The 22,922-nt window shown below is 72.2% G+C and carries 24 protein-coding genes and 1 riboswitch; of the genes, 10 read left to right on the top strand and 14 right to left on the bottom strand.

The window, feature by feature from the left end; all coding sequences use genetic code 11:
* The first annotated feature begins 43 nt into the window (after positions 1 to 43).
* Positions 44 to 667, top strand: a complete 624-nt coding sequence (locus ACFYST_RS13735; RefSeq protein ID WP_387861891.1) for a uridine kinase — start codon at positions 44 to 46, stop codon at positions 665 to 667.
* Positions 668 to 983: 316 nt separating this feature from the next.
* Positions 984 to 2,807 carry an AAA family ATPase gene (locus ACFYST_RS13730; RefSeq protein ID WP_387861945.1) on the top strand — a complete coding sequence of 608 codons (1,824 nt, stop codon included), beginning with the start codon at positions 984 to 986 and terminating at the stop codon, positions 2,805 to 2,807.
* A 31-nt stretch (positions 2,808 to 2,838) separates the two neighbouring features.
* On the opposite strand, the gene ACFYST_RS13725 is transcribed toward ACFYST_RS13730, so the two are convergent.
* Both ACFYST_RS13725 and ACFYST_RS13720 read right to left on the bottom strand, forming a co-directional pair.
* A complete protein-coding gene (locus tag ACFYST_RS13725; protein ID WP_387861890.1) occupies positions 2,839 to 3,417 on the bottom strand; it encodes a MarR family winged helix-turn-helix transcriptional regulator in 579 nt (192 codons plus the stop codon).
* Positions 3,418 to 3,480: 63 nt separating this feature from the next.
* Positions 3,481 to 4,146 (bottom strand): TetR/AcrR family transcriptional regulator, encoded by a 666-nt coding sequence (locus ACFYST_RS13720; RefSeq protein ID WP_387861887.1) that lies wholly within the window; start codon positions 4,144 to 4,146, stop codon positions 3,481 to 3,483.
* 68 nt (positions 4,147 to 4,214) lie between these two features.
* On the opposite strand from ACFYST_RS13720, the gene ACFYST_RS13715 reads away from it, so the two are divergent.
* On the top strand, positions 4,215 to 5,102 hold the full coding sequence (locus ACFYST_RS13715) for an SDR family NAD(P)-dependent oxidoreductase (RefSeq protein WP_387861884.1): 888 nt from the start codon (positions 4,215 to 4,217) through the stop codon (positions 5,100 to 5,102).
* Between the two features lie 6 nt (positions 5,103 to 5,108).
* Here ACFYST_RS13715 and ACFYST_RS13710 read toward each other — a convergent pair whose 3' ends face one another.
* From ACFYST_RS13710 to ACFYST_RS13665, 10 genes are all read right to left on the bottom strand, one after another.
* Entirely contained in the window at positions 5,109 to 5,894 is a 786-nt protein-coding gene (locus ACFYST_RS13710; RefSeq protein ID WP_387861883.1) for a hypothetical protein, read from the bottom strand.
* 141 nt (positions 5,895 to 6,035) lie between these two features.
* Complete coding sequence (locus tag ACFYST_RS13705; RefSeq protein WP_387861881.1) at positions 6,036 to 7,085, bottom strand: hemolysin family protein; 1,050 nt, start codon at positions 7,083 to 7,085, stop codon at positions 6,036 to 6,038.
* The gene (locus ACFYST_RS13700; protein ID WP_387861879.1) at positions 7,082 to 8,422 is read right to left on the bottom strand and encodes a hemolysin family protein; all 1,341 of its coding nucleotides are present in this window, start codon (positions 8,420 to 8,422) and stop codon (positions 7,082 to 7,084) included. Before ACFYST_RS13700 ends, ACFYST_RS13705 begins: the two co-directional genes overlap by 4 nt.
* A gap of 237 nt (positions 8,423 to 8,659) precedes the next feature.
* Positions 8,660 to 9,115, bottom strand: a complete 456-nt coding sequence (locus ACFYST_RS13695; protein WP_387642702.1) for a PH domain-containing protein — start codon at positions 9,113 to 9,115, stop codon at positions 8,660 to 8,662.
* Between the two features lie 57 nt (positions 9,116 to 9,172).
* Positions 9,173 to 10,021 carry an ATP phosphoribosyltransferase gene (gene hisG / locus ACFYST_RS13690; RefSeq protein WP_387642703.1) on the bottom strand — a complete coding sequence of 283 codons (849 nt, stop codon included), beginning with the start codon at positions 10,019 to 10,021 and terminating at the stop codon, positions 9,173 to 9,175.
* A 41-nt stretch (positions 10,022 to 10,062) separates the two neighbouring features.
* Entirely contained in the window at positions 10,063 to 10,335 is a 273-nt protein-coding gene (locus tag ACFYST_RS13685) for a phosphoribosyl-ATP diphosphatase (RefSeq protein ID WP_387642704.1), read from the bottom strand.
* A 105-nt stretch (positions 10,336 to 10,440) separates the two neighbouring features.
* Positions 10,441 to 10,926, bottom strand: coding sequence for a 6,7-dimethyl-8-ribityllumazine synthase (gene ribH, locus ACFYST_RS13680; RefSeq protein WP_387642705.1), 486 nt, complete (start codon positions 10,924 to 10,926; stop codon positions 10,441 to 10,443).
* A gap of 46 nt (positions 10,927 to 10,972) precedes the next feature.
* On the bottom strand, positions 10,973 to 12,238 hold the full coding sequence (locus ACFYST_RS13675; RefSeq protein WP_387861877.1) for a bifunctional 3,4-dihydroxy-2-butanone-4-phosphate synthase/GTP cyclohydrolase II: 1,266 nt from the start codon (positions 12,236 to 12,238) through the stop codon (positions 10,973 to 10,975).
* A complete protein-coding gene (locus tag ACFYST_RS13670; protein WP_387643031.1) occupies positions 12,235 to 12,816 on the bottom strand; it encodes a nicotinamide riboside transporter PnuC in 582 nt (193 codons plus the stop codon). The genes ACFYST_RS13675 and ACFYST_RS13670 overlap by 4 nt, the downstream gene beginning before the upstream one ends.
* Before the next feature lie 56 nt (positions 12,817 to 12,872).
* Positions 12,873 to 13,532, bottom strand: a complete 660-nt coding sequence (locus tag ACFYST_RS13665; RefSeq protein WP_387861875.1) for a riboflavin synthase — start codon at positions 13,530 to 13,532, stop codon at positions 12,873 to 12,875.
* A gap of 183 nt (positions 13,533 to 13,715) precedes the next feature.
* Positions 13,716 to 13,843: riboswitch (FMN riboswitch) on the bottom strand.
* 149 nt (positions 13,844 to 13,992) lie between these two features.
* Here ACFYST_RS13665 and ACFYST_RS13660 point away from each other — a divergent pair.
* The 3 genes from ACFYST_RS13660 (at position 13,993) to ACFYST_RS13650 (ending at position 16,502) form a co-directional block, all read left to right on the top strand.
* Complete coding sequence (locus tag ACFYST_RS13660; RefSeq protein WP_387861874.1) at positions 13,993 to 14,244, top strand: SCO4226 family nickel-binding protein; 252 nt, start codon at positions 13,993 to 13,995, stop codon at positions 14,242 to 14,244.
* Between the two features lie 42 nt (positions 14,245 to 14,286).
* Positions 14,287 to 14,925, top strand: coding sequence for an MSMEG_1061 family FMN-dependent PPOX-type flavoprotein (locus tag ACFYST_RS13655; protein ID WP_387861873.1), 639 nt, complete (start codon positions 14,287 to 14,289; stop codon positions 14,923 to 14,925).
* Between the two features lie 188 nt (positions 14,926 to 15,113).
* The gene (locus tag ACFYST_RS13650) at positions 15,114 to 16,502 is read left to right on the top strand and encodes an FAD-dependent oxidoreductase (RefSeq protein ID WP_387861872.1); all 1,389 of its coding nucleotides are present in this window, start codon (positions 15,114 to 15,116) and stop codon (positions 16,500 to 16,502) included.
* A gap of 115 nt (positions 16,503 to 16,617) precedes the next feature.
* Here the strand turns inward: ACFYST_RS13650 and ACFYST_RS13645 are convergent, their stop codons facing one another.
* Positions 16,618 to 17,925, bottom strand: a complete 1,308-nt coding sequence (locus tag ACFYST_RS13645; RefSeq protein ID WP_387861871.1) for an FtsW/RodA/SpoVE family cell cycle protein — start codon at positions 17,923 to 17,925, stop codon at positions 16,618 to 16,620.
* A gap of 217 nt (positions 17,926 to 18,142) precedes the next feature.
* Between ACFYST_RS13645 and ACFYST_RS13640 the strand changes: the two genes are divergently transcribed.
* The 4 genes from ACFYST_RS13640 to ACFYST_RS13625 all read left to right on the top strand — a co-directional run bounded on the left by ACFYST_RS13640 (position 18,143) and on the right by ACFYST_RS13625 (position 22,149).
* Entirely contained in the window at positions 18,143 to 19,093 is a 951-nt protein-coding gene (locus ACFYST_RS13640; protein ID WP_387861869.1) for a cytochrome c oxidase assembly protein, read from the top strand.
* 160 nt (positions 19,094 to 19,253) lie between these two features.
* Positions 19,254 to 19,643 (top strand): DUF302 domain-containing protein, encoded by a 390-nt coding sequence (locus ACFYST_RS13635; protein WP_387642713.1) that lies wholly within the window; start codon positions 19,254 to 19,256, stop codon positions 19,641 to 19,643.
* Between the two features lie 140 nt (positions 19,644 to 19,783).
* A complete protein-coding gene (locus ACFYST_RS13630) occupies positions 19,784 to 21,952 on the top strand; it encodes an MMPL family transporter (RefSeq protein WP_387861867.1) in 2,169 nt (722 codons plus the stop codon).
* A 29-nt stretch (positions 21,953 to 21,981) separates the two neighbouring features.
* The gene (locus ACFYST_RS13625; RefSeq protein WP_387861866.1) at positions 21,982 to 22,149 is read left to right on the top strand and encodes a hypothetical protein; all 168 of its coding nucleotides are present in this window, start codon (positions 21,982 to 21,984) and stop codon (positions 22,147 to 22,149) included.
* An 82-nt stretch (positions 22,150 to 22,231) separates the two neighbouring features.
* On the opposite strand, the gene ACFYST_RS13620 is transcribed toward ACFYST_RS13625, so the two are convergent.
* A complete protein-coding gene (locus ACFYST_RS13620) occupies positions 22,232 to 22,900 on the bottom strand; it encodes an endonuclease (protein ID WP_387642716.1) in 669 nt (222 codons plus the stop codon).
* Positions 22,901 to 22,922 lie beyond the last annotated feature (22 nt).

Raw genomic sequence — 22,922 nt, 5'->3', positions numbered from 1 at the left:
GCGCCCTCCGGGAGAGCCCTTCCCGGCCACGTAGGCTGGCCGGATGAGCGATGCCTTCCCCGACCTGTCCGCGCTGGCCGCGGGCCTGCTCGCGCTGCCGCCGTCGCTGGGCCCGGTGCGGCTGGTCGCGGTGGACGGGCACGCCGGTTCCGGCAAGACCACCTTCGCGGGGCGGCTCGCGGCGGCGCTCGGCGGTGCGCCGGTGGTGCACCTGGACGATCTGGCGACCCACCGGGAGCCGTTCGGCTGGGTGGGCCGCCTGCGGGCCCAGGTGCTGGATCCGCTGGGGCGGGGCGAGGCGGCCCGGCACGGCGTGTACGACTGGACGGCGCGGGAGTTCGGCCCGGTGCGCGAGGTGCCGCCGGCCCCGGTGGTGCTGCTGGAGGGGGTGGGCGCGGGCCGGCGGGCGGTGCGTCCGGCGCTGGCGGCGCTGCTGTGGATGGAGCTGGACGCGGCGGCGGCGCGGGCGCGCGGGGAGCTGCGCGACGGTCCGGAACTGGCCGAGTTCTGGGCGGGTTGGGCGCTGGCGGAGCGGGCGCATTTCGCCGCCGATCCGAGCCGCCCGTTCGCTTCGCTGCGGGTCGACGGGATCACCGGGCGGATCGTCGGGGACACCCTGAGTGAACCGGTTGAACCACTCTTGACCTGCGGCGTCGTCAGGATCTAAGTTCTGCTTGTCGCGGAAATCAGTTGAATCCGCAACCATAGACCGGCGTCTCCGACTTGTTCCCCCGTGAGTCGGAGACGCCGTTTTCCTTCGCGCCGGGCGGCGCCCCACGCCCCAACACCCGATCGTCTCGCGCCATTTGACACGCGCGGCACCCTTACGGATCAGCTCCGCGCCGGTACCATGCCCACGCAGGCCCGTTTGTAAGCGGCCCGAGGTCTGGCGGGGGGCGTCAGTGACGGTGGAGAGTTCCGGCGGCAAGGGGCCCGCCGCGGCGGGGCCGGATCCGGAGGCCGACCGCTCCTGGTCGCGTGCCATGGACGCCTACACGGCCGGCTCGTACGCCCGCGCCGAGGAGGAGTTCCGGGCGGCGGTGCGGATCGATCCCGGCATGGCGGACGCCTGGTTGGGCCTGCACGCGCTGCGCAGCGACACCGCGGGCGCGCTGCTGGCGATGCACCGGCACCGGGAGCGGTTCGGCGAGCAGCGCGAGCGGCACCGCCGTCCGCTCAGTTCCTGGTACTGGCTGGGCTGGTGGGTGCAGCCGGTGCTGGAGAGCGCGCAGGATCTCGCGCTGGCGTACGCCTCGCACTGGCTGGACGGGCGTCATCTCACCGAGCTGGACCAGGCGTTGACGGAATGTCCGACGCCGGAGCAGGAGCCGGCGGTGCGTTTCCTGCACGCCTGCCGCTGCTACCTGTTGAAGGACTGGGAGCAGCTGATCCGGGACACCGACCGGTTGTTGGACGATCCGGTGCTGGGCATCGAGGCCGGCCTGTTCGCGGGGATGGCCCGGGTCCGGCTCGACATGTGCGCGCAGGCGCAGCGCCCGCTGGCGGCCTCGCTGGCCCGCTGCCGCTCCGAGCAGCCGCAGCGCAAGGAGTTGCGCTACTGGCTGGGCCGGGCGTACGAGGGCGCGGGGCGCACCGCGGCGGCGCTGCCGCTGTACCGGGCGGTGCACCGGACCGATCCGGCGTTCATGGACACCGAGCAGCGGCTGGCGGCGATTTCCGCCGAGGACGGGCTGCTGGACGGCGCGGCGTACGGCGAGTCGTACGGCGAGTACCGGGGCGCCGCGGTGGAGGCCGCCGTCGAGTTGGCGGATGCCGCGTTCGATCCGGCGGAGGACGGCGGGCCGGAGCGGGCCCAGCCGCCGGCCGGGGAGCCGCGCGGCGGGCAGCTGGCCGAACGGGCGTCCGGCCCTTCGCCGTTACCCCTGCGGCTGGGCAACTGGCCCGCGGCGGCGGCGATTCCGCCCACCGGGCCGAATCCGGGGCCGGCCGCCCGGCTGGAGCTGGACCAGGCGCTGGCGGAGCTGGAGGCGATGGTCGGCCTGGACCCGGTGAAGCGTCAGGTCCGGGCGCTGTCGGCGCAGTTGCGGATGGCGCGGCTGCGCGCGGACCGGGGGCTGCCGGTGCAGCCGCCGAAACGGCACTTCGTGTTCTCCGGGCCGTCGGGCACCGGCAAGACCACGGTGGCGCGGATCCTCGGCCGGGTCTTCCACGCGCTCGGGCTGCTCTCCGGGGATCATCTGGTGGAGGCCCAACGAGCCGACCTGGTGGGCGAGTTCCTCGGGCAGACGGCGGTGAAGGCGAACGAGCTGATCGACTCGGCGCTGGACGGCGTGCTGTTCATCGACGAGGCGTACTCGCTGGCCAACTCCGGCTACAGCAAGGGCGACGCGTTCGGCGACGAGGCGCTGCAGGTGCTGCTGAAGCGGGCCGAGGACAACCGGGACCGGCTGGTGGTGATCCTGGCCGGTTACCCCGAGGGCATGAACCGGCTGCTGGCGACCAACCCGGGCCTGAACTCGCGGTTCACCACCCGGGTCGACTTCCCGTCCTACCGCCCGGCCGAACTCGCGGAGATCGGCGCCCAGTTGGCGCGGACGGACGGCGACGAGTGGGACGTGGACGCGGCCGAGGAGCTGACCTCGATCTGCGGCCACGTGGTCACCGAGGGCTGGATCGACCAGCTCGGCAACGGCCGGTTCATCCGCACCCTGTACGAAAAGTCCTGCGCCTACCGGGACTTGCGGCTCTCCGGCCAGCGCGGCGTCCCCTCCCGGGAGGATCTGGCGACGCTGCGGCTGCCGGATCTCCTCCAGGCGTACGGCGAGCTGATCGACGGGCGGCAGTGACGCCACCCGGCCACGCGCCAGGCCTGAGCCGTCAGTTCTCCTCGGCGAGACCGCCGGCGGCCCCGGGCCGGACGTCTGCGGCCTCGGGCTGGACGTCTGCGGCCCCGGGCTGGGCGTCAGTGGCGAGACCGTCAGTGGCCTCCGGCTGGAAGTCGGCGACGAGACCGGAGGTGGCCTCGCGCTGGAGGCCGGCGGCGCGGCGCAGGAAGTCGAGGATCGTGGCGAGTTCCGCGTCCGGGTACTGGTGGTGGAGTTCGGCGACACCGGCGGCGAAGGGCGCGAAGAGCGGGGCGAACACGACTTCGAGGCCGGGGACGGTCTCCAGGAGCACCCGGCGCCGGTCCTTGGCGTCCCGGGTCCGCTGAATGAAGCCCTTGCGTTCGAGCCGCTCGACCAGCCCGGTGACGGTGGCGGGGGCGAGTCCGGTGCGCGCGGCCAGATCGCCGGCGGTCAGTGGGGCGTCGCGCCGGACGAGGTCGAGCGTCTTCTCCTCGGCCGTGCTCAGGCCCAGCAGTTCACTGACGGCCGCGTGGTGCATCACCGCGGCATTGCTGAACTCCCGTCCCGCGTCGGCGAGTTCCGAGAGGAGCTGATCCCTTGACGGCTGCACGCGCCCTCCATGCCTTCAGTTCGGCCGAACGAAATGCTACTGGAGGGGCCGCGGCGCACCGTCTCACGCCGCAGGGGCGTCCGGCGCCGTGCCGGTGAGGTAGGCGGCGAGGATGCGGCGCAGCCGGGGTTCGACCTCGACGATCGCGTGGCCGAGCCGGGGGTCGCCCGCGTAGAGGGCCTGGAGTCGCGGGCCGGGGGTGGCCATCTGCCACAGGGCGCCGGCCATGCCGGTGGCGGTGGCGGCCAGGTCGAGCACCTGCTGCTCCGTCAGGCCGAGCAGGCGGTTCAACTCGGCGCCGATCAGGGCGACTTCGTCCAGCGTGACGAGCTTGAAGGCGCGCACCGCCTCCAGCGAGACGTTGCGCTCCAGGTTGAGCGGGGCCTGCGCGAGCAGGTCGCAGAACATCGGGCGGGCCGACAGCGTGGCGGCGAGCAGCTCGGCGATCTCGGCGGGCGTGGCCCGCTCCCGGGCCGCGAGGCCGGCGCGCAGCGCGCCGGACCACTCCCGCCAGCCCTGGGCGGTGAGTTCGAGGAAGATCTGCTCCCTGGTCTCGAAGTACCGCAGCAGCGCCGACTTGTGCATGCCCACCTCGGCGGCGATGTCGGTGAGCGTGACGTCGCGGATGCCGCGCCCCTCGCCGAGCGCCCGGGCCGCGTCCAGGATCGCTCCTTCGCGCGCCTGCTTGGCCTCGGCACTGCGGGCACGTTGGAAGGCTGGCTGAGTCATGGGGCCATTCTAGGAGCCGCTAACGCAACGGCGTTGCGATAATAAGAGAACAGTGTTGTACTAAACCCATGAGCGAAGAAGCGCGCACCACCCACCAGCAGGTCTGGTTCATCACCGGTTCGTCCCGCGGCTTCGGCCGCGCCCTGGTCACCGCCGTCCTCGACGCGGGCGACCTGGTCGTCGCCACCGCCCGCCGCCCCGAGCCGCTCGCCGCGGAACTGGCCGAGTACGGCGACCGCGTCCTCACCGTCCCGCTGGACGTCACCGACCCCACCGCGGCGCAGGCTGCGATCGACGCCGCGCTCGCCCGCTTCGGCCGCATCGACGTGCTGGTGAACAACGCCGGCTACGCGAACGTCTCACCGGTGGAGACCTCGGACGACGCCGACTTCCGCGCCCAGTTCGAGACCAACTTCTGGGGCGTCTACCACGTGACGAAGGCCGCCCTGCCCGCCCTGCGCCGCCAGGGGTCGGGCACCGTCGTGCAGTTCTCCTCGGTCGGCGGGCGGGTCGGCGGCTCCCCCGGCATCGCCTCCTACCAGGCCGCCAAGTTCGCGGTGGACGGCTTCACCCGCACCCTGGCCACCGAGACCGCGCCGTTCGGCATCCGGTACCTGGTGGTCGAACCGAGCGGTTTCGCCACCGACTGGGCCGGCGCCTCGATGACCGCGCACCCCGTCCCCGAGGCCTACGACCAGACGGTCGGCGCGATGAACCGGCTGATGCGCCAGGGCGAGGCCGGGGCCGCCGGCGACCCGGAGCGCGCCGCCGAGATCATCGTCCGCACGGTCCGCGGCGGCGAGCTCCCCAGCCACCTGCTGCTCGGCGTGAACGCGGTGACCATGGCCCTCGAGTACTCCCGCCGCCAGCTCGCCGAGGCCACCGCCTGGGAGCAGGTCAGCCGCTCCGCCGACTTCGCCGAGCCGTACCCGGTGGAGCTGCCGGCGGCGCGGTGAGCCCGTTCAGCAGTGGCAGTTGACGGCCAGTACCACGGCGTCCGGGTCGATGGCGTCCAGGTAGGCGTCGACGTACTGCTGGTAGCCCTCGCGATTGTCGCGGGGCCAGTCGGTGTAGTCGGTCCAGGTGCCGTCCAGCCGCAGCAGTGCGAAACCGGCGACGGCGGAGGCGCGGGCCTCGGCGACGGTCTCGGCCCGGCCTCCGGCGAATCGAACCGGCCACTTCATCGGATCGTCACCGCGGCCGGGCAGCCACGCGTCGTAGTCCTCCCCGGCGCGCCGGCCGAGGGCGTCGCGCAGCGCGTCAAAGTCCAGCAGGCCGCGCGGGCCGCCGTCGCAGCGCCAGGGCAGCCCGCGCAGCGGGTCCCGGTCGGTGTCCCGCTCCGGGCAGCCGACGCTCCACAGCCGCGGGTCGCCGGCCGCCTCCGGCCGGTGCAGGAAGTACCGGCCTTCGATCCGGCACCCGAGCATGCGGTCCCACTGGCCGTTCGGGTTCCACTCCCGCTGCCAGAACCCCCGGCCGTTCCCGTCCAGGTACAGCGCCTTGTGGTGCGGCAGTTCGTATCCGTGGGCCGCGTTGTACGCGTCGGCGACCTGCGCCCAGGTCAGTTCGACGTCCTGCGGCAGCGCCCCGCCCGCCCGCAACTCCTCCACCCAGGGGACGCCGTTGGGGTCCTCCTCGTCGTACGTGCCGTCCTGGGCGTTGTACGGCTCCATCACCTCGGCCAGCGCGGCCTCGTACTGCTCGGGCGGCATCGGCGGCAGGACGACGAGCACGTCGAAGCTGGACATCGGGGTTCCTCCGGTGGCGGACCGGCCGGTCCGTGGGCAATCGGCCGACGCAGTATGTCAGCGGCCTTTCGGGCCCCGCACCCGGTTTAGGAGACGCCTCGGCCCCGCCGCAGCTGACTGCGACGGGGCCGGGGCGGGTGGTCAGCGCTGGGTGGCCGACGGGGGGCGGTGGTCGGGGTCGTGGACCTCGCCCACCAGTTCCTCCAGGACGTCCTCCAGGGCGACCAGGCCGAGCTGGTTGCCCTCCGCGTCGACCACGGCGGCCAGGTGGGCGGCGGCGCGGCGCATCGCGGCGAGCGCGTCGTCCAGCGGCAGGCCGGGGCGCAGCACGGTGATCGGCCGCCACAGCCGGTCGGGGACGGGCGCGGTCAGGTCGTCGACCTCCAGCGAGTCCTTGACGTGCAGGTAGCCGAGCACGGCGCCCTGTTCGTCGGTGACCGGGAAGCGCGAGAAGCCGGTGCGGACGGCCAGTTCCTGGATCTGCTCGGCGGTGACGTCCCGGCCGACGGTGACCAGCTGGTCGGCGGGCAGCAGCACCTCGGTGACGGGGCGGCTGCCCATCTCCAGGGCGTCCTCCAGGCGTTCGCGGCGGGTGTCGTCCAGCAGGCCGGCCTCGCCGGAGTCGGCCAGCAGGTGCAGCAGCTGTTCGCTGGTGAACACCGAGTTGACCTCGTCCTTGGGCTCGACCCGGAACAGCCGCAGCACGCCGTTGGCGAAGGCGTTCAGGAAGCTGATCGCCGGGGCCAGCCAGCGGGCGAGGCGGTCCAGCGGCGGGCCGAGCCACAGCACGGCCTTCTCCGGTCCGGCCAGCGCCAGGTTCTTCGGCACCATCTCGCCGATCACCATGTGCAGGAACACCACCAGGCTGAGCGCGATGGCGTAGCTGAGCAGGTGGATCGCCGAGTCGGGCACGCCGGCCGCGTGGAAGGCGGGCTCCAGCAGGTGCGCGATGGTCGGCTCGGCGAGCGCGCCGAGCAGCAGCGAGCAGACGGTGATGCCGAGCTGGGCGGCGGCCAGCATCGCGGAGACGTTGGACAGCGCGTGCAGCACGGTGCGGGCGCGCTTGTCGCCGGCCTCGGCGAGCGGTTCGATCTGGCTGCGGCGCACCGAGATGACGGCGAACTCGGCGCCGACGAAGAACGCGTTGCCGAGCAGCAGGAACAGCGAGAAGGCGAGTTGCAGGGCGCTCATCGGTGACCGTCCTGGTCGTCGTTCTCGTTCTCGGAGTGGATGCGGCGCACCTCGACCCGGCTGGTGCGGTGCCGGTCGACGGCGGTCACGGTCAGCTTCCAGTCCGGCAGTTCGGCGCTCTCGCCGACGGCGGGGAGCTTGCCGAGCAGGTCGGAGAGCAGTCCGCCGAGGGTCTCGTACGGTCCGTCGGGGGCGTGCAGGCCGATCTTGGCGAGCTGATCGAGCCGGGCCCGGCCGTCGGCGTCCCAGACCGGCAGTCCGTCCTGCGGCTCGAGCGGGCGCAGGTCGGGCGTGTCCTCGGGGTCGTGCTCGTCCTGGACCTCGCCGACCACCTCTTCGACAATGTCCTCGATGGTGGCGACGCCGGCGGTGCCGCCGTACTCGTCGACCACCACGGCCATCGGTTCGCGGCCGCGCAGCAGGTCGAGCAGCCGCTCGACGGGCAGCGTCTCGGGGACCAGCAGCGGCGGAGAGGCCAGGTGCCGGACCTTGGTGTGGTCGCGGCGCGCGGCGGGGACGGCGAGGGCGTCCTTGAGCGTGACGGTGCCGGTGACGTTGTCCAGGCTGTCGCTGTACACCGGGAAGCGGCTCAGCCCGGTGGCCCGGGTGAGGTTGAGCACGTCGCCGGCGGTGGCGTCCTCCTGGAGCGCGGAGACGTCGATCCGCGGGGTCATCACGGATTCGGCGGTCAGCTCGCGCAGGCCGAGGGTGCGCACGAACAGGACGGTCGACTCCTCGTCCATCGCGCCGGCCTGGTAGGAGTGCCGGGCGAGCGCGACGAGTTCGTCGGCGGTGCGGGCGTGACCGAGTTCCTCCTGCGGTTCGACGCCGAAGGCCCGGACGATCCGGTCGGCGGAGCCGTTCAGGAACGCGATCAGCGGGCGGCAGGCGGCGGAGAACACGCGCTGCGGTCCGACCACGGCGTAGGCGACCTGCATCGGGTGGGAGATCGCCCAGTTCTTCGGGACGAGTTCGCCGATCACCATCTGCAGCACGGTGGCGAGCACCAGGCCGACGATCAGCGCGGTGCCGCGGGCCGCCGCGTCGGGCAGGCCGACGGCGGTGAACACCGGCGAGAGCAGGGTGGACAGCGCCGGCTCGGCGAGCATGCCGACCACCAGTGAGGTGATGGTGATGCCGAGCTGGGCGCCGGAGAGCTGGAAGGACAGCTGGTGCAGGGCCTTGGAGAGGCTCTTCGCCCGGCTGTCACCGGTGGCCGCGGCGCGTTCCACGGTGCCGCGGTCAGCGGTCACGAACGCGAACTCGGCGGCCACGAACAGGCCGTTGGCGAGGATGAGCAGGGATGCCGCGAGCAGCAGGAGCCAGGCGGTGGTCATCGGGCCGCCCGCCTTTTCTGGCTCGGAATGTGCGTGGCGGCGCGGGTACTACCGGACGGATCGTCCATCGAGGGGAGGTGTCACTCCTCAGGTCGCGGGTGGGCGCGGAAAGCTGGACACATGGGGGCTTTGCCGCGGTTTTACCAGCGTAGACGATACCGGAACGGTTCTCGGGGCCTGCTCGGCGGACGGCCGGGGCCCGCGTCAGGCCCGCTCGACCGCCTGCCGGGGGGCTCGTCAGGCCTGCTTCGCGCCGTGTTCCTCGACCAGGTCGCGCAGCGTGCGGGCGGCCGTGACGGCCTGGTCGCGGCCGCCGGCGGGCTGGATGCCGACGGCGGCCAGCGCGGTGCCGTCGGCGAGGTCGAGCATCACCCACGGGTCGCCGTGCTTGAGGTTGACCCGGACGATCTCGGCCCAGGACAGGCGGCGGCTGCGGACGAAGTTGACCACGGTCAGCCCGTCGGCGTCGGCGACCACCTTGGGCCGGGCCAGCATCAGTCCGACCCCGGCGAACAGCAGTCCGCTGATCACCATCATCGCCCGGTCCCTGAACAGCCAGTTCTCCGGCAGCGCGACGGCGAGCACGGTGAACAGCACCACCATCACGGCGCACAGCGTGAGCAGCACGGCGCGGTTGCGGCGGGGGGCCCAGGTCACGGGCAGGACGGCGGAGGCGGGGGTGGACACAGACACGGGTGGCTCCCGGAAAAGGGCGGGGCCACCGGAGAGGTGGACCCGCCCGAGGTCGGATCAGATGCGGCAGGCGTGGATGTTGGTGACCAGGATGGCGCGGGCGCCGATCGCCCACAGGTCGTCCATGATCCGCTGGGCCTCCTTGCGGAGCACCATGGAGCGGACCGCGACCCAGCCCGCGGTGTGCAGCGGCGAGACGGTCGGCGACTCCAGGCCGGGGGTGAGCGCGACGGCCGCGCCGACGTTCTCGGCCTTGATGTCGTAGTCCATCAGCACGTAGCGGCGGGCCACCAGCACGCCCTGCAGGCGGCGCAGGAACTGCTCGACGGCGGGGTCCTCGCCGGCGCCCTTGGGCCGGATCACCACGGCGTCGGAGACCAGGATCGGGTCGCCGAACACCTCGAGGCCGGCGTTGCGCAGGCTGGTGCCGGTCTCCACCACGTCGGCGATCACCTCGGCGACGCCCAGGTGCACGGCGGTCTCCACGGCGCCGTCCAGCTTGGTGACGGTGGCCTTCACGCCGTGCTCGGCGAGGTGCTGCTCGACCAGGCCGGTGTAGGAGGTGGCGATCCGCAGGCCGTCCAGGTCCTGGACGGTGGAGATCTCGGCGCCGACCGGCCTGGCGAACCGGAAGGTCGAGGCGGCGAAGCCGAGCGCGAGCACCTCCTCGGCGACCGAGGCGGAGTCCAGCAGCAGGTCGCGGCCGGTGATGCCGACGTCGAGCCGGCCGGAGCCGACGTAGACGGCGATGTCGCGCGGGCGCAGGAAGAAGAACTCGACCTGGTTGTCCGGGTCGACCAGGACGAGTTCCTTGGCGTCCTTGCGCTGCCGGTATCCGGCCTCATGGAGCATCTCCGCCGCGGGACCCGAGAGCGAACCCTTGTTGGGGACGGCGATGCGGAGCATGAGAGGCGAACCCTTCGTCGACTGCGTGCGGTGGTGGGGATTTACAGGTACTTGTAGACGTCTTCGAGCGTCAGCCCGCGGGCGATCATCATCACCTGGGCGTGGTAGAGGAGCTGGGAGATCTCCTCCGCCGCTTCTTCGGGCGACTGGTATTCCGCGGCCATCCAGACCTCGGCGGCCTCCTCGACGACCTTCTTGCCGATGGCATGAACGCCCTGCTGCACGAGCTGGGCGGTGCGGGAGGTCTCGGGGTCGCCGGTGGCGGCCTTCTGCTGGAGCTCGGTGAAGAGCGCCTCGAATGTCTTGGAAGCCATGATGACCTCACCTTACGGGGTGCGGGCTGACGGGCGGTAAACGGTTCCGCACCGTGGACAGTCCGTTGGACATCGGAACGGACCGTCCACGGTGCGATGACCATTTCAACGCCAGGGCTCGACCACCTCGCGCAGCGCCGCGGCGGTGGCGACGGCGGCGGTGGCCGCCTCGTGTCCCTTGTCCTCGACGGAGTCGGGCAGCCCGGCGCGGTCCAGCGCCTGCTCCTCGGTGTCGCAGGTCAGCACGCCGAAGCCGATCGGGACGCCGGTGTCCACCGCGACCTGGGTCAGGCCGAGCGTCGCGCCCTGGCAGACGTAGTCGAAGTGCGCGGTGCCGCCGCGCAGCACCACGCCCAGCGCCACGATCGCGTCGTACCCGCGGCCGGCCAACTGCTTGGCGGCGACCGGAAGTTCGAAGGTGCCGGGGACCTGCACCACGGTCGGCGCCTCGATCCCGACCTCCTTCAGCGCGCGGTGCGCGCCGTCCAGCAGTCCGTTCATCACCTGCTCGTGCCACTGCGCGGCGATGATCGCGACCCGCAGGTCGGCGCAGTTCTTCAGGGACAGGTTGGGTGCTCCGTGGCCGGCCATGTCACGATCCTCTTTCGACGGTGCGTCAGGACTCTTGTTACTACGGTTACTTGCTGTCGTCCTCGAGCCACGGCAGGTCGTGACCCATCCGGTCGCGCTTGGTACGCAGGTAGCGCAGGTTGTGCGCTCCGGTGGCGGTGGGCAGCGGGCGGCGCGCGGCGACCTTCAGGCCGTGCTCGGTGAGCGCGGTCTGCTTGGCCGGGTTGTTGGAGAGCAGGGTGAGCGAGCGCACGCCGAGGTCGGCGAGCATCTGCGCGGCGATCGAGTAGTCGCGGGCGTCGACGGGCAGCCCCTGGTCGAGGTTGGCGTCGACGGTGTCGCGGCCCTGCTCCTGGAGCTCGTAGGCGCGCAGCTTGTGGGCCAGGCCGATGCCGCGGCCCTCGTGGCCGCGCAGGTAGAGCACCACGCCGCGGCCGGCGTCGGCGACGGCGCGCAGCGAGGCGTGCAGCTGCGGGCCGCAGTCGCAGCGCAGCGAGCTGAACACGTCGCCGGTCAGGCACTCGGAGTGCACCCGCACCAGGACATCCTCGCCCTCGGGGATCTTCCCGTCGGCGTCCAGGCCGCCGGCCACCAGGGCCAGGTGCTCGGCGCCGTCGAGGGTGCCGCGGTAGCCGACGGCGGTGAACTCGCCGTGGTCGGTGGGCAGTGCGGTGACGGCGGCGCGGTCGACGTGCAGTTCGGTGCGGCGCCGGTAGGCGATCAGGTCCGCGATGGAGATGATCGCCAGGCCGTGCTCGCGGGCGAAGGCGTGCAGTTCGGGCAGCCGGGCCATGCTGCCGTCGTCGTTGACGACCTCGGCGATCGCCCCGGCGGGGGCGAGGCCGGCCAGCCGGACCAGGTCGACGGTGGCCTCGGTGTGCCCGGGGCGCACCAGCACGCCGCCGTCCACGGCCCGCAGCGGGAAGACGTGGCCGGGCCGGGTGAGGTCGCCGGCTTCGGTGCCGGGCGAGGCCAGCAGCCGGACGGTGCGGGCCCGGTCGGCGGCGGAGATGCCGGTGTCCACGCCCTCGCGGGCGTCCGCCGAGACGGCGTAGGCGGTGCCCTTGCGGTCCTCGTTGACGTGGGTCATCGGCGGCAGATTGAGCCGGTCGAGGTCCTCGCCGGTCATCGGGACGCAGATCACGCCGGAGCTGTAGCGGACGGTGAAGGCCATCAGTTCGGGGGTGGCGGCGGACGCGGCGAACATGATGTCGCCCTCGTTCTCGCGGTCCTCGTCGTCGACCACGATCACGGCGCGGCCGAGCGCGATGTCGGCGATGGCGCGTTCCACCGGGTCGAGCGCGAGGGGTTCTTCGGGCTGGTCGGCGCTCATGCGGCAACTTCCTTCGCGAGCGGGACGGTTCGGACGGTACGGGCCTTCGTCCACCAGCTGACCAGGCCGGCCACCACCAGGACGAAGTAGATGGTGAAGGTGAGCGCGGAGAAGACGTAGCCGTGGGCGTAGCTGTACGGCACGCTGATCACGTCGACGGCGATCCAGGCGAACCAGAACTCCACCCAGCCCTTGGCCTGCGCGTACATCGCGGCGAGCGTGCCGGTGAAGATGTACGCGTCCAGCAGCGGGTTCCAGGACAGCTTCGGGTAGGCGTTGAACAGCGCGGCGACGGCGGCGGTGCCGGCCGCGGTGGCGGCGATCAGCACGATCCGCTCGCGCCAGCCGGCGAAGCGGACGGCGATCTCGCCGGTGTCGCGGCGGCCGCGGCTCCACTGGGTCCAGCCCCAGATCGCGGCGACCACGACGATCGCCTGCTTGCCGATCAGCCCGGGGACCTGCGCGCCGAGGTACACGCTGATCAGCACGGAGCCGGCCAGCAGCTGGGCGGGCCAGGTGAGCACCGAGCGGCGCCAGCCGAAGGCCAGTCCGGCGAGCCCTATCAGGTTGCCGATCATGTCGGCGACCTTCACCTGCTCGTCGAAGGCGTTGAAAGTCCAATCGGCGATCGCGCTCACTTGGATTCCCCCAGGGTGTCGGGCAGTGCACGGTTTTCGAGCAGTCGTTCCACGTACTTGGCGAGCACGTCCACCTCCAGGTTGACGGGGTCGCCCACCGCCTTCACCCCGAGCGTGGTCAGGGCGAGCGTGGCGGGGATCAGCGAGACGGTGAAGGTGTCGCGGGCGGCCTCGACCACGGTGAGGCTCACTCCGTCCACGGTGATCGACCCCTTCTCCACCAGGTAGCGCGAAATCGGCTGTGGCAGGGAGAAACGCAGCACCTCCCAGCGCGGATTCCCGTCCGCGTCCAGGTCGCCCGGGTCGCGCGAGAGCACGGTGCCGGTGGCGTCGACGTGGCCCTGCACCAGGTGGCCGCCGAGCCGGGCACCGAGCGCCATCGCCCGTTCCAGGTTGACCCGCGAGCCGGGGCGCAGCGCGCCGAGGCTGGAGCGGCGGAGCGTCTCGCGCATCACGTCGGCGCTGAACTCGCCCTCGTGCTTGGCGAGTTGTTCGCTGTCGTCGACGACGGTGAGACACACGCCGTTGACCGCGACGGAGTCGCCGTGGCGGACGTCCGCGGTGACCAGTGGGCCGCGTAGGCGGATTCGCGAGGATTCGCCGATCTCCTCGATGGAGACGACCTCGCCGAGCTCTTCGATGATGCCGGTGAACACCCGGGTTCTCCTCGCGCTAGAGGCGCGGACTCCGGGGCGGCGATAGGGAGTTGACTGCGGACGTGGCAAGCCGGGAACGCCCCCGTGGCGCCCCGACCGGCATGGTCGTGGCACGGGTTCGACGCCGAAAAGCCGTGCGTCCGCACCCCGGCCCTGGGCCGTGGTGTGAACACACCTGTCCGCCGCGCACGCCTCCCATCCGGACTTTAACCGTCGGTCCAGGAATTTCACCTGGTCAACCGGCCGCTGGCTGCGGACGGGTCGCGGACTGTAACCGCCGGCTCGGAATTTCACCGACCCCGGAGTGCGCTGAACGTCACTGCTACTTCACCAGCATTCTTGCACGCGCATGGACGTCGTAGGCAAGAACGTGTCCTGTGGCCTGCTTCACGTCGCGGTCGCAGGGTGGGAATGAGCCACTTTTCGCACCGGTGGCTCCCGGCCGAGGAGTTGAGCCACGATGACGACGATGTACATGGACGTCCACCACGGAATGAAGGGCATCACCGCCGACCAGTTGAAGGCCGCGCACGAGGCGGACCTGGCGGTGCAGGCGCAGGAGGGTGTGAAGTTCCAGCAGGCCTGGGCCGACCCGGAGTCCGGCACCGTCTACTGCCTGTCGTCCGCGCCGTCCAAGGAGGCCGTCCAGCGCGTGCACGAGCGCACCGGGCACCCGGCGGACGAGGTGCACCCGGTTCCGCTGCAGATCTGACCCCCTCCCGCAGGCGGGTGGGCGGGGGTAGTGTCGGATCACGTGATCTTCGACGCCCTCGCCGCGGACGCGATCCGCGACCCGGCCCGCCTCCGGGACATCTACGAGCAGCCGAGCGAGCTGGTGCGGCGCAAGCAGGTCGACCACCTGCACGACGCGGCGCGCCGGCTGATCGGCTGCTCCTCGCTGGTGTTCCTCGCCACCGCCGACGCGGACGGCAACTGCGACGCCACCCCGCGCGGCGGCCCGCCCGGTTTCGTCTCCGTCCTGGACGAGCGGACCATCGCCATCCCGGACGCCACCGGCAACAAGCGCCTCGACAGCACGCACAACATCATCGCCACCGGAAAGGCCGGGCTGATCTTCCTCGTCCCCGGCCGGGCGTCCACCCTGCGCGTCAACGGCCGGGCCTGCATCAGCGAGGACCCGCAGCTGCTGGCGCGGTTGACCGCCGTCGGCAAGCCGCCGCGCACCGCGATCGTGGTCGCGACGGACGAGGTCTACCAGCACTGCCCGAAGGCGCTCATGCGCAGCTCGGCCTGGCGCCCCGAGCAGTGGCTGCCCGCCGACGCGGCACCCACGTCCGCCGAGGTCACGCTCTCCCACCTGGGCGACCCGGCGCTGACGCTGGAGCACATCCTGGCCGCCGAGGAGGAGTCGCTGCGGCTGCGCTACGAGTGAGCCGCACCCGCCGGAGGGGTGGTGCGGCGGCTCGTGCATGCTGGAAGGCACAGAGGCGCTGCATAGGCAGAACTTTGGGGAGACATAGCTTCGGCTTATGACGGCATAAGCCGAAGCACCGTACCGGGCGCGCCCGCACGCCGGAAGGCTGGCGGTACGCGCCCAGAGCCGAACAGGAGTACCTGCCCATGTCCCGCCCCGTCCGGGTGGCCATCGTCGGTGCCGGCCCCGCCGGGATCTACGCCGCCGACGCCCTGCTGAAGTCCGAACTGGCCACCGCCCCCGGCGTGTCCATCGACCTGATCGAGCGGCTGCCCGCCCCCTTCGGCCTGATCCGCTACGGCGTCGCCCCCGACCACCCGCGGATCAAGGGCATCGTCACGGCCCTCCACCAGGTCCTCGACAAGCCACAGGTCCGCCTGCTCGGCAACGTCGACTACCCCGGCGACCTCTCCCTCGACGAACTCCACCGCTTCTACGACGCCCTGGTCTTCGCCACCGGCGCCGAGGCCGACCGCGACCTGGCGATACCGGGCATCGAACTCGACGGCTCCTACGGCGCCGCGGACTTCGTCTCCTGGTACGACGGCCACCCCGAAGTCCCGCGCGAGTGGCCGCTGGAGGCCGAACAGGTCGCCGTCCTCGGCGTCGGCAACGTCGCCCTGGACGTCGCCCGGGTGCTCGCCAAGACCGCGGACGAACTGCTGCCCACCGAGATCCCGCCGAACGTCTACGACGGCCTGGCCGCGAACCGTGCGCGCGAGGTCCACGTGTTCGGACGGCGCGGCCCCGCGCAGGCCAAGTTCTCCCCGATGGAACTCCGCGAACTCGACCACTCCCCCACCATCGAGGTGATCGTCGACCCCGAGGACATCGACTACGACGACGCCTCGATCGCCACCCGGCGCGCCAACAAGCAGGCCGACATGGTCGCCTCGACACTCGAGAACTGGGCGATCCGCGACATCGGCGACCGGCCGCACCGCATCCACCTGCACTTCTTCGAGAACCCCGTCGAGGTCCTCGGCGAGGACGGCCGGGTCGTCGCCCTGCGCACCGAACGCACCGCGCTCGACGGCACCGGCAACACGGTCGGCACCGGCACCTTCCGCGAGTGGCCCGTCCAGGCGGTCTACCGCGCGGTCGGCTACCGCTCCGACGAGCTGCCGAAGCTGCCGTTCGACGCCCTCTCCTCGACGGTCCCGCACGCCGCCGGCCGCGTCCACGAGAACGGCACCCACCTGCCGTCCGTCTACGTCACCGGCTGGGTCAAGCGCGGCCCCGTCGGCCTGATCGGCCACACCAAGGGCGACGCCAACGAGACCATCGCCTGCCTGGTCGCCGACCACGCCTCCGGCTCCCTGCGGCCGGCTGCCGAGCCCGCCGAGGACGCCGTCGTCGACTTCCTGCGCTCGCGCGGCGTCGACTTCACCACCTGGGAGGGGTGGCAGCGGCTCGACGCCCACGAGAAGGCCCTCGGCGCTGCCTCGGGCCGCGAACGGGTGAAGGTGGTGGACCGGGTCGCGATGCTGGACGCCTCGGCGAGCGACCGGGTTTCGGAGCGCAACCCGCAGTAGCCGCGCGACGAGCGCAGACCGGTCCGTAAGGTCGCCAGCACGTGCAAGTCATTGTCGTGCATCGCGATCTTGCGGTCCGGTCCTTCCGTTTCGCGCAGTTCCCCGCGCCCCTGGCTTACGCCAGTTGTGCTCGGCCGGCCGCGTCGGAGAGCTTGATCAGCAAGGCCGTGAGCAGCCAGTTCGCCGTCAGTGAGGAGCCGCCTGCGGCGAGGAACGGCAGGGCCTTGCCGGTGAGGGGTATCAGGCCGGTGACGCCGCCGACCACCACGAAGACCTGGAGGACGACCGCGGAGGCCAGGCCGGTGGCGAGGAGTTTGCCGAACGGGTCCGTGAGGGCGATCGCGGTGCGCAGGGCGCGCTGGACGAAGAGGCCGTAGGCCAGCAGGACGGCCATGGCGCCGGCCAGGCCGAGTTCTTCGCCGATGGTGGTGAAGATGAAGTCGCTGCGCCCGGCGAACCCGATCAGGAAGGGTTTGCCCTGGCCCAGGCCGGTGCCCAGGAGGTGGCCGCTGCCGAGGCTGAACATCGCCTGTGCGGGTTGGTCGGAGATGAGCGCGGGGTCGTGGTGCTCCTTGTAGTAGTCGAGCGGGTGCAGCCAGGCCTCGACGCGGCCGTGCACGTGCGGTTCCAGGTCGCCGACCACGGACGCGCCGGCGGCAGCCATGAGCAGGCCGATCAGTACCCAGCCGGTGCGTTCGGTGGCGGTGTAGAGCATCACCACGAACACCCCGAAGAAGATCAGCGAGGTGCCGAGGTCGCGTTCGAAGATCAGCACCAGCAGGCTGACCGCCCAGATCGCCAGTACCGGCCCGAGGTTGCGGCCGCGCGGCAGGTTGACGCCCCAGACCTTGCGGCCGGTGAGCGCGAGCGCGTCCCGGTTGGCGGTCAGGTAGCCGGCGAAGAACACCGCGATGGCGACCTTGACGAACTCGTCGGGTTCGAAGGAGAGGCCGCCGAGCCGGATCCAGCGCTTGGCGCCGAAGCTGTCGCCGGGGAAGAACGCGGGCGCGGCCAGCAGGACGAGCGCGCCCGCCATGATCAGGTAGACGTACTTCTGGAACAGTCGGTGGTGCTTGACCACGGCCAGCAGCACGCCGGCCACCACCATGGCGATCACCGTCCACTGCACCTGGCTGGGCGCGGCGGGGATCTTCTGCCAGTCGCCCTTCTGGGCGTGCCAGATCGCGTACGAGTAGTCGAGGCGGTCGAGCAGGACCAGGCCGAAGCCGGTGAGCAGCACCGCCAGCGCGAGGATCAACGGGTCGGCGTAGGGGGCGAAGCGTCGCACGACGAGGTGCAGGACGGCGGCGAGGGCGGTCAGTCCCGCGCCGTAGGGCAGCAGGCCGGGCGGGAGGGTGCCGCGGAGGGCCAGGTTCGCGGTGCACCAGCCGACCAGGCAGACCGTCACCGCGAGTGCCAGCATGCCGAGTTCGATGTTCCGGCGGCGCGTGGCAGCGCGGCTGCCGGCGCTCCGTATCGCGCGTCCCACCCGGCCCCCCTCTCAGTTTTTTCTACAGGCGTGTAGAACTTCAATGCCGGATCCTTGCACGGATCCGGCGCTGCGACGACGCCGGGCATCCCGCTCCGGTTCCGCCCGCCGGGCGCCGCGGCCGAGAGCGAGAGCAAGGAGAGCCACCGCCATGTCCCACCCCGCGGCCGTCGCGCCCTGGCACTGGTCGGCGCTGGCCGACACCTGGACCCTGGAACCGGCGGTCGCCGCCCTGACCGTGCTGCTGGCCGGCAGCTACCTGGTGGGCGTCCGGCGGCGCGGCGGCTGGCCGTGGTACCGCACGGCGGCGTTCCTCGGCGGGCTGGCGGTGTGGGTGTGGACCACCAGTTCCGGCCTCGGTGTGTACGAGCGGGTGCTGTTCACCGACCGCGCCGTGCAGTTGGTGCTGCTGCTGATGCTGGTCCCGCTGCTGCTGGCGCTCGGCGCCCCCGTCTCGCTGCTGGCCGACACCCTGTCGCCGGCCGGCCGGGAGCGGCTGCGGGGCGTGCTCGGCGGCCGGACGTCCCGGGTGCTGATGTTCCCGCTGGTGTCCACGGTGCTGCTGATCGTGCCGCCGTGGCTGCTGTACTTCACGCCCTGGTACACCGAGACGCTGACCAGCACGGCCGGGAACATCGGCTTCCACCTGGTGCTCGTCCTGCTCGGCCTGCTGTACTTCTGGCCGCGCCTGCAGCTGGACCCGGTGGCGCGCGAGTATCCGCTGATGATCGGCGTGGTGATCAGCTTCGTCGAGGTGATCTTCGACGCGGCGCTGGCCCTGGTGCTGCTGTACGGCGGCCACGTGATCGCCGAACCGTACTACGCGGGCGTGGCCCGAGACTGGGGCCCGTCACTGGCCCGCGACCAGTTCGTCGGCGGCAACGCGATCTGGATCCTCGGCGACGTGGTCGGCCTGCCCTTCCTGGTCGCCCTGATCCGCCGCCTGATCGTCACCGGCCGCACCGAGACCGCCGCGGTGGACGCCGCACTGGACGCCGCCGAACGGGCCCGGACCGTGGCCGTCGAGACCGGCGAGGCCGAGGCGGGCGACCGCCCGTGGTGGCTGGACGACCCCAACCTGCGCCACCGCTACGGCCGCTGATCGCCGCCCGGCGGCCGGGTGAGACGCAGCTCACCCGGCGCGCCCGGGAATGCGCCTCCCACCCCTCGGGTTGCAACCGACGTACGCTGAAATACCCTCGGGGGTATCGAAGCCCCGCAACACGGACAAACCGCGGCACTGACCAGAGAGGCTCGGCGACATGACCGACGACTTCACCGCCATCCTGAACGGCCCGTTCAAGGACGCGGCCGACCGGGTCCGCGCGGCCCTCGCCGCGCAGGGCTTCGGCATCCTCACCGAGATCGACATGACGGCCACCATGCAGGCCAAGCTCGGCGTCGGGATGGAGGACTACCTGATCCTCGGCGCCTGCAACCCGCCGTTCGCGCACCGCGCCCTGGAGGTCGACCGCCGGGTCGGCCTGATGATGCCGTGCAACGTGGTGCTGCGCGACATCGGCGGCGGCATCCTGGTCGAGGCCATGGACCCGCAGCTGATGGTGCAGTTCACCGGCCGTCCCGAGCTCGGCGAGGTGGCCGACGAGGCCGCCGCCAAGCTGCGCGCCGCGCTGGCCGCACTGAAGGCCTGACGCCAAAACCTCGGCAGGGGGCGCCCCCACGCCCCCCGCCTCCCCACGTATGTGCACCTGGCCCCCGCCTGCCCCCGCATATACCCCCCTAGGTATTACCCTTGATTCGGCGGACCCCCCGCCCGCTTGGAGAAGCACCTGTGAACCGCTCCGCCCCCGCGCCGGCCGCCTCCGCGCCCCCCGCCGTCGCCCCGCCCAAGGACGGGCTGCTCGGCCGCCTCGGCGTCTGGTCCGTCCACCACTTCAAGACCGTGCTGGTCGGCTGGCTGATCATCGTGATCGGCCTCGGCGCGTTCGCCCCGAAGGTCACCACCGCGCTCTCCGGCGCGGGCTGGCAGGCCAACGGCTCCGACTCGGTGAAGGTCCGCACCCTCGCCGAGGAGCACTTCGCGGGCAACGCCTCCTCCGCGATCCAGATCGTGGTGCACGCCGACCGCCCGGTGACCGACCCCGGCGTGCAGCAGGTGGTCGACCGGGCCACCACGCTGGCCTCCGCCGACTCCCGGATCTCCACCGTCGTCCCGCCGCAGCCCGGTGCGACGATCAGCCAGGACGGCCGCACCGCCGTGCTGCTGGCCGGCGCCAACGCCTCGCCGGACGACATGGTGCGCGCCGCCGACGACCTGAAGGAACCGCTGCGCGAACTGTCCGGGAACGGCGTGGACGTCACCGCGACCGGCGCGTCCGTGCTGTGGAGCGACTTCAACACCGCCAACCACGACGCGATGATGAAGTCCGAGATCATGTCCTGGCCGGTCACCCTGGCCATCCTGGTGCTGGCGTTCGGCTCGCTGGTCGCCGCCGGACTGCCGCTGCTGCTGACCATGGCGGGCCTCGCCGCCTCGGCCGGTTCGCTGGTGCTGATCAGCCACCTGTTCCCGGTCTCCATCTGGGCGATGAACTTCGCCATGATGTTCGCCCTCGCGCTGGGCATCGACTACGCCCTGTTCCTGGTCGTCCGGTTCCGCGCCGCACGCGCCAGCTCCGAACGCGGAAGCGACAGTTCACGGGCGGTCGCGGAGACCATGGACACCGCCGGCAAGGCCGTGCTGCTCTCCGGCGCCACCGTGCTGGTCAGCCTGTCCGCCGTGATGCTGGTCCCGTCCCCCGCGTTCCGCTCGATGGCCGGCGGCATCATGCTGGCCGTGCTGTTCGTACTGGGCGCCACCCTGACCCTGCTGCCCGCCGTCCTCGGCAAGCTGGGCCACCGCGTCGACGCCGTCTCGCTGCCGTGGGCCAAGCGTGAGGCGCAGACCTCGCCGCGGTTCGCCGCCTGGGGCGAGCGGCTGTGGAAGCAGCCGCTGCGCTGGGGCGCGCTCGCCCTGGTCGCGCTGCTGGCACTGGCCGCGCCGGTGATCGGCCTGCGCACCGCGATGCCATCCATCAACGTGCTGCCCGGCGACGCCAGCGCCCGGGCCGGCTACACCGCCGTCCAGGAGGCGTTCGGCGCCGGCGCCCCCGGCACCCTGCAGATCCTCACCCCCACCGACCAGGCCGCCGCCACCGCGCAGACCGTCGCCGGCACCCCCGGAATCGCCGGTGTGATGCCCGCGATGCCCGCCGCCGACGGCACCAACCTGTCGATGATCCAGGCCGTCCCGTCCGTCGACCCGTCCGACCCGCAGCTGGGCCACACCGTGAACACGCTGCGCGCCGAACTGCCCGACCACACCCTGGTCGGCGGCGCGGCGGTGGAGAACCTCGACCTGCAGCACCTGCTGACCGAGAAGACCCCGCTGGTCATCGGCGTCGTCATGGCGCTCGGCTTCGTCCTGCTGCTGTTCGCGCTGCGCGCCCCGCTGATCGCGGCGCTCGGCACCGCCGCCAGCCTGCTGTCCACCGGCGCGGCGTTCGGCGTCGCCCGGCTGGTCTTCCAGGACGGCCACGGCTCCGGACTGCTGGGCTTCACCCCGCAGGGCTTCCTGGACGGCTGGGCACCGGTGTTCTTCTTCGCGATGATCTTCGCGATCGCGATGGACTACACGGTCTTCCTGCTGGCCTCCGCCAAGGAGCAGTACGAGCGCACCGGCGATCCGCGCAAGGCGATGGTCGGCGCACTGGCCCACTCCGGCCGGGTGATCTTCGCGGCGGCCGCCGTGATGGTCGCGGTGTTCTTCACCTTCGCCATCTCCGGCCCGCTGCCGCCCAAGGAGATGGGCATCGTGCTCGGCGTCGCCGTGCTGCTGGACGCCGCCCTGGTCCGCCTGGTGCTGCTGCCCGTCCTGCTCCGCCTGACCGGCCGCGCCGCCTGGCACACCCCCCGCTGGCTGGACCGCGTCCTCCCCAACATCCCCTTCTCGCACTCCTGACACCCCCTCCCCCGAAAGGACCCACCCCCATGTGCCGTCGCACCACCTGCAAGACCTGCAACAAGCCCTCCTACGCCGGCTGCGGCATGCACGTCGAGCAGGTCCTCGCCGGAATCCCCAAGTCCCAGCGCTGCTCCTGCACCCCGGCCGACAAGGCCGGCTCCGGCTCCTGGCTGAGCCGCATCTTCGGCCGCTGAGCCCCGCCTTCGGCCGCTGATTCCCCCGAACCGCGCCCCCGCCCACCGTCAGGGCGGGGGCGCTCGGCGTTCCCGCCCAGGGTCAGACGGCGGCGGGCTCGGTGGTGTCGGGGGAGGCGGCGAGGACGCGGGCGGCCATGGCGGGGTCGAGGGCGGCGCGGACCAGGGCGTCGGCGAGGCGGTGCAGGTCGGCGGGGTCGATCAGGGTGGCGAGTTCGGCGGGGTCGGTGGGGAGGCCGAGGCGTTCGGCGCCCACGGTGGCGCGGGCGTCGAGGGCGGGGCGGAGGTGGGGCCAGACCGCCTGGGCCTCGCGGCAGAACGCGGCGGCGCCGGCCGGGCCGATGCCGGGGAAACGTTGCAGCAGGGCCCGGGTGCGCTCGGGGCGCCCCTGGGCGGCGGTGGCGAGTTTGCGCAGGTCGCCGCCGTATTCGCCCTGGGCGAGCCGGGCGCATTCGCCGAGCCGGGTCGCGGTGCCGTCGGCGAAGTGCTGGTAGCGGCCGGCGATCAGTGCGTCCTTGCGCTGCTGCCAGTCGAGTTCCAGCGTGCCGGCGGGGGTGCCGGCGCCGGCGGCGACCAGGGAGGCCGTGCCGGTGACGGCGATCTCGGCCTGGATGCGGGCCGAGACCAGGTTGCTGAGCATCAGCAGCTGCCAGAGTTCGGCGGGCCGGTCGGCGATTTCGATGCCCGCCTGTTCGGCGAATGTGGTCCCCGCCTCCGCCACCAGTGCCGTCACTCGTTGCCGCGCGTCCATACCGGCCTCCCTGGATCGCTTC

Source organism: Kitasatospora sp. NPDC004614, assembly GCF_042873675.1.
GTDB lineage: Bacteria > Actinomycetota > Actinomycetes > Streptomycetales > Streptomycetaceae > Kitasatospora.
Note: the sequence above shows the minus strand (reverse complement) of the source record. Positions and strands in the feature narration are given on the sequence as shown.

Excerpts from the sequence above, each read along its gene's own strand:
- ACFYST_RS13735 (WP_387861891.1), top strand. The coding sequence starts at position 44 with ATGAGCGATGCCTTCCCCGACCTGTCCGCGCTGGCCGCGGGCCTGCTC.
- ACFYST_RS13730 (WP_387861945.1), top strand. The coding sequence starts at position 984 with ATGGACGCCTACACGGCCGGCTCGTACGCCCGCGCCGAGGAGGAGTTC.
- ACFYST_RS13720 (WP_387861887.1), bottom strand. The coding sequence starts at position 4,146 with ATGACTCAGCCAGCCTTCCAACGTGCCCGCAGTGCCGAGGCCAAGCAG.
- ACFYST_RS13715 (WP_387861884.1), top strand. The coding sequence starts at position 4,215 with ATGAGCGAAGAAGCGCGCACCACCCACCAGCAGGTCTGGTTCATCACC.
- ACFYST_RS13710 (WP_387861883.1), bottom strand. The coding sequence starts at position 5,894 with ATGTCCAGCTTCGACGTGCTCGTCGTCCTGCCGCCGATGCCGCCCGAG.
- ACFYST_RS13705 (WP_387861881.1), bottom strand. The coding sequence starts at position 7,085 with ATGAGCGCCCTGCAACTCGCCTTCTCGCTGTTCCTGCTGCTCGGCAAC.
- ACFYST_RS13700 (WP_387861879.1), bottom strand. The coding sequence starts at position 8,422 with ATGACCACCGCCTGGCTCCTGCTGCTCGCGGCATCCCTGCTCATCCTC.
- hisG (WP_387642703.1), bottom strand. The coding sequence starts at position 10,021 with ATGCTCCGCATCGCCGTCCCCAACAAGGGTTCGCTCTCGGGTCCCGCG.
- ACFYST_RS13685 (WP_387642704.1), bottom strand. The coding sequence starts at position 10,335 with ATGGCTTCCAAGACATTCGAGGCGCTCTTCACCGAGCTCCAGCAGAAG.
- ribH (WP_387642705.1), bottom strand. The coding sequence starts at position 10,926 with ATGGCCGGCCACGGAGCACCCAACCTGTCCCTGAAGAACTGCGCCGAC.
- ACFYST_RS13675 (WP_387861877.1), bottom strand. The coding sequence starts at position 12,238 with ATGAGCGCCGACCAGCCCGAAGAACCCCTCGCGCTCGACCCGGTGGAA.
- ACFYST_RS13670 (WP_387643031.1), bottom strand. The coding sequence starts at position 12,816 with ATGATCGGCAACCTGATAGGGCTCGCCGGACTGGCCTTCGGCTGGCGC.
- ACFYST_RS13660 (WP_387861874.1), top strand. The coding sequence starts at position 13,993 with ATGACGACGATGTACATGGACGTCCACCACGGAATGAAGGGCATCACC.
- ACFYST_RS13650 (WP_387861872.1), top strand. The coding sequence starts at position 15,114 with ATGTCCCGCCCCGTCCGGGTGGCCATCGTCGGTGCCGGCCCCGCCGGG.
- ACFYST_RS13645 (WP_387861871.1), bottom strand. The coding sequence starts at position 17,925 with ATGCTGGCACTCGCGGTGACGGTCTGCCTGGTCGGCTGGTGCACCGCG.
- ACFYST_RS13640 (WP_387861869.1), top strand. The coding sequence starts at position 18,143 with ATGTCCCACCCCGCGGCCGTCGCGCCCTGGCACTGGTCGGCGCTGGCC.
- ACFYST_RS13635 (WP_387642713.1), top strand. The coding sequence starts at position 19,254 with ATGACCGACGACTTCACCGCCATCCTGAACGGCCCGTTCAAGGACGCG.
- ACFYST_RS13625 (WP_387861866.1), top strand. The coding sequence starts at position 21,982 with ATGTGCCGTCGCACCACCTGCAAGACCTGCAACAAGCCCTCCTACGCC.
- ACFYST_RS13620 (WP_387642716.1), bottom strand. The coding sequence starts at position 22,900 with ATGGACGCGCGGCAACGAGTGACGGCACTGGTGGCGGAGGCGGGGACC.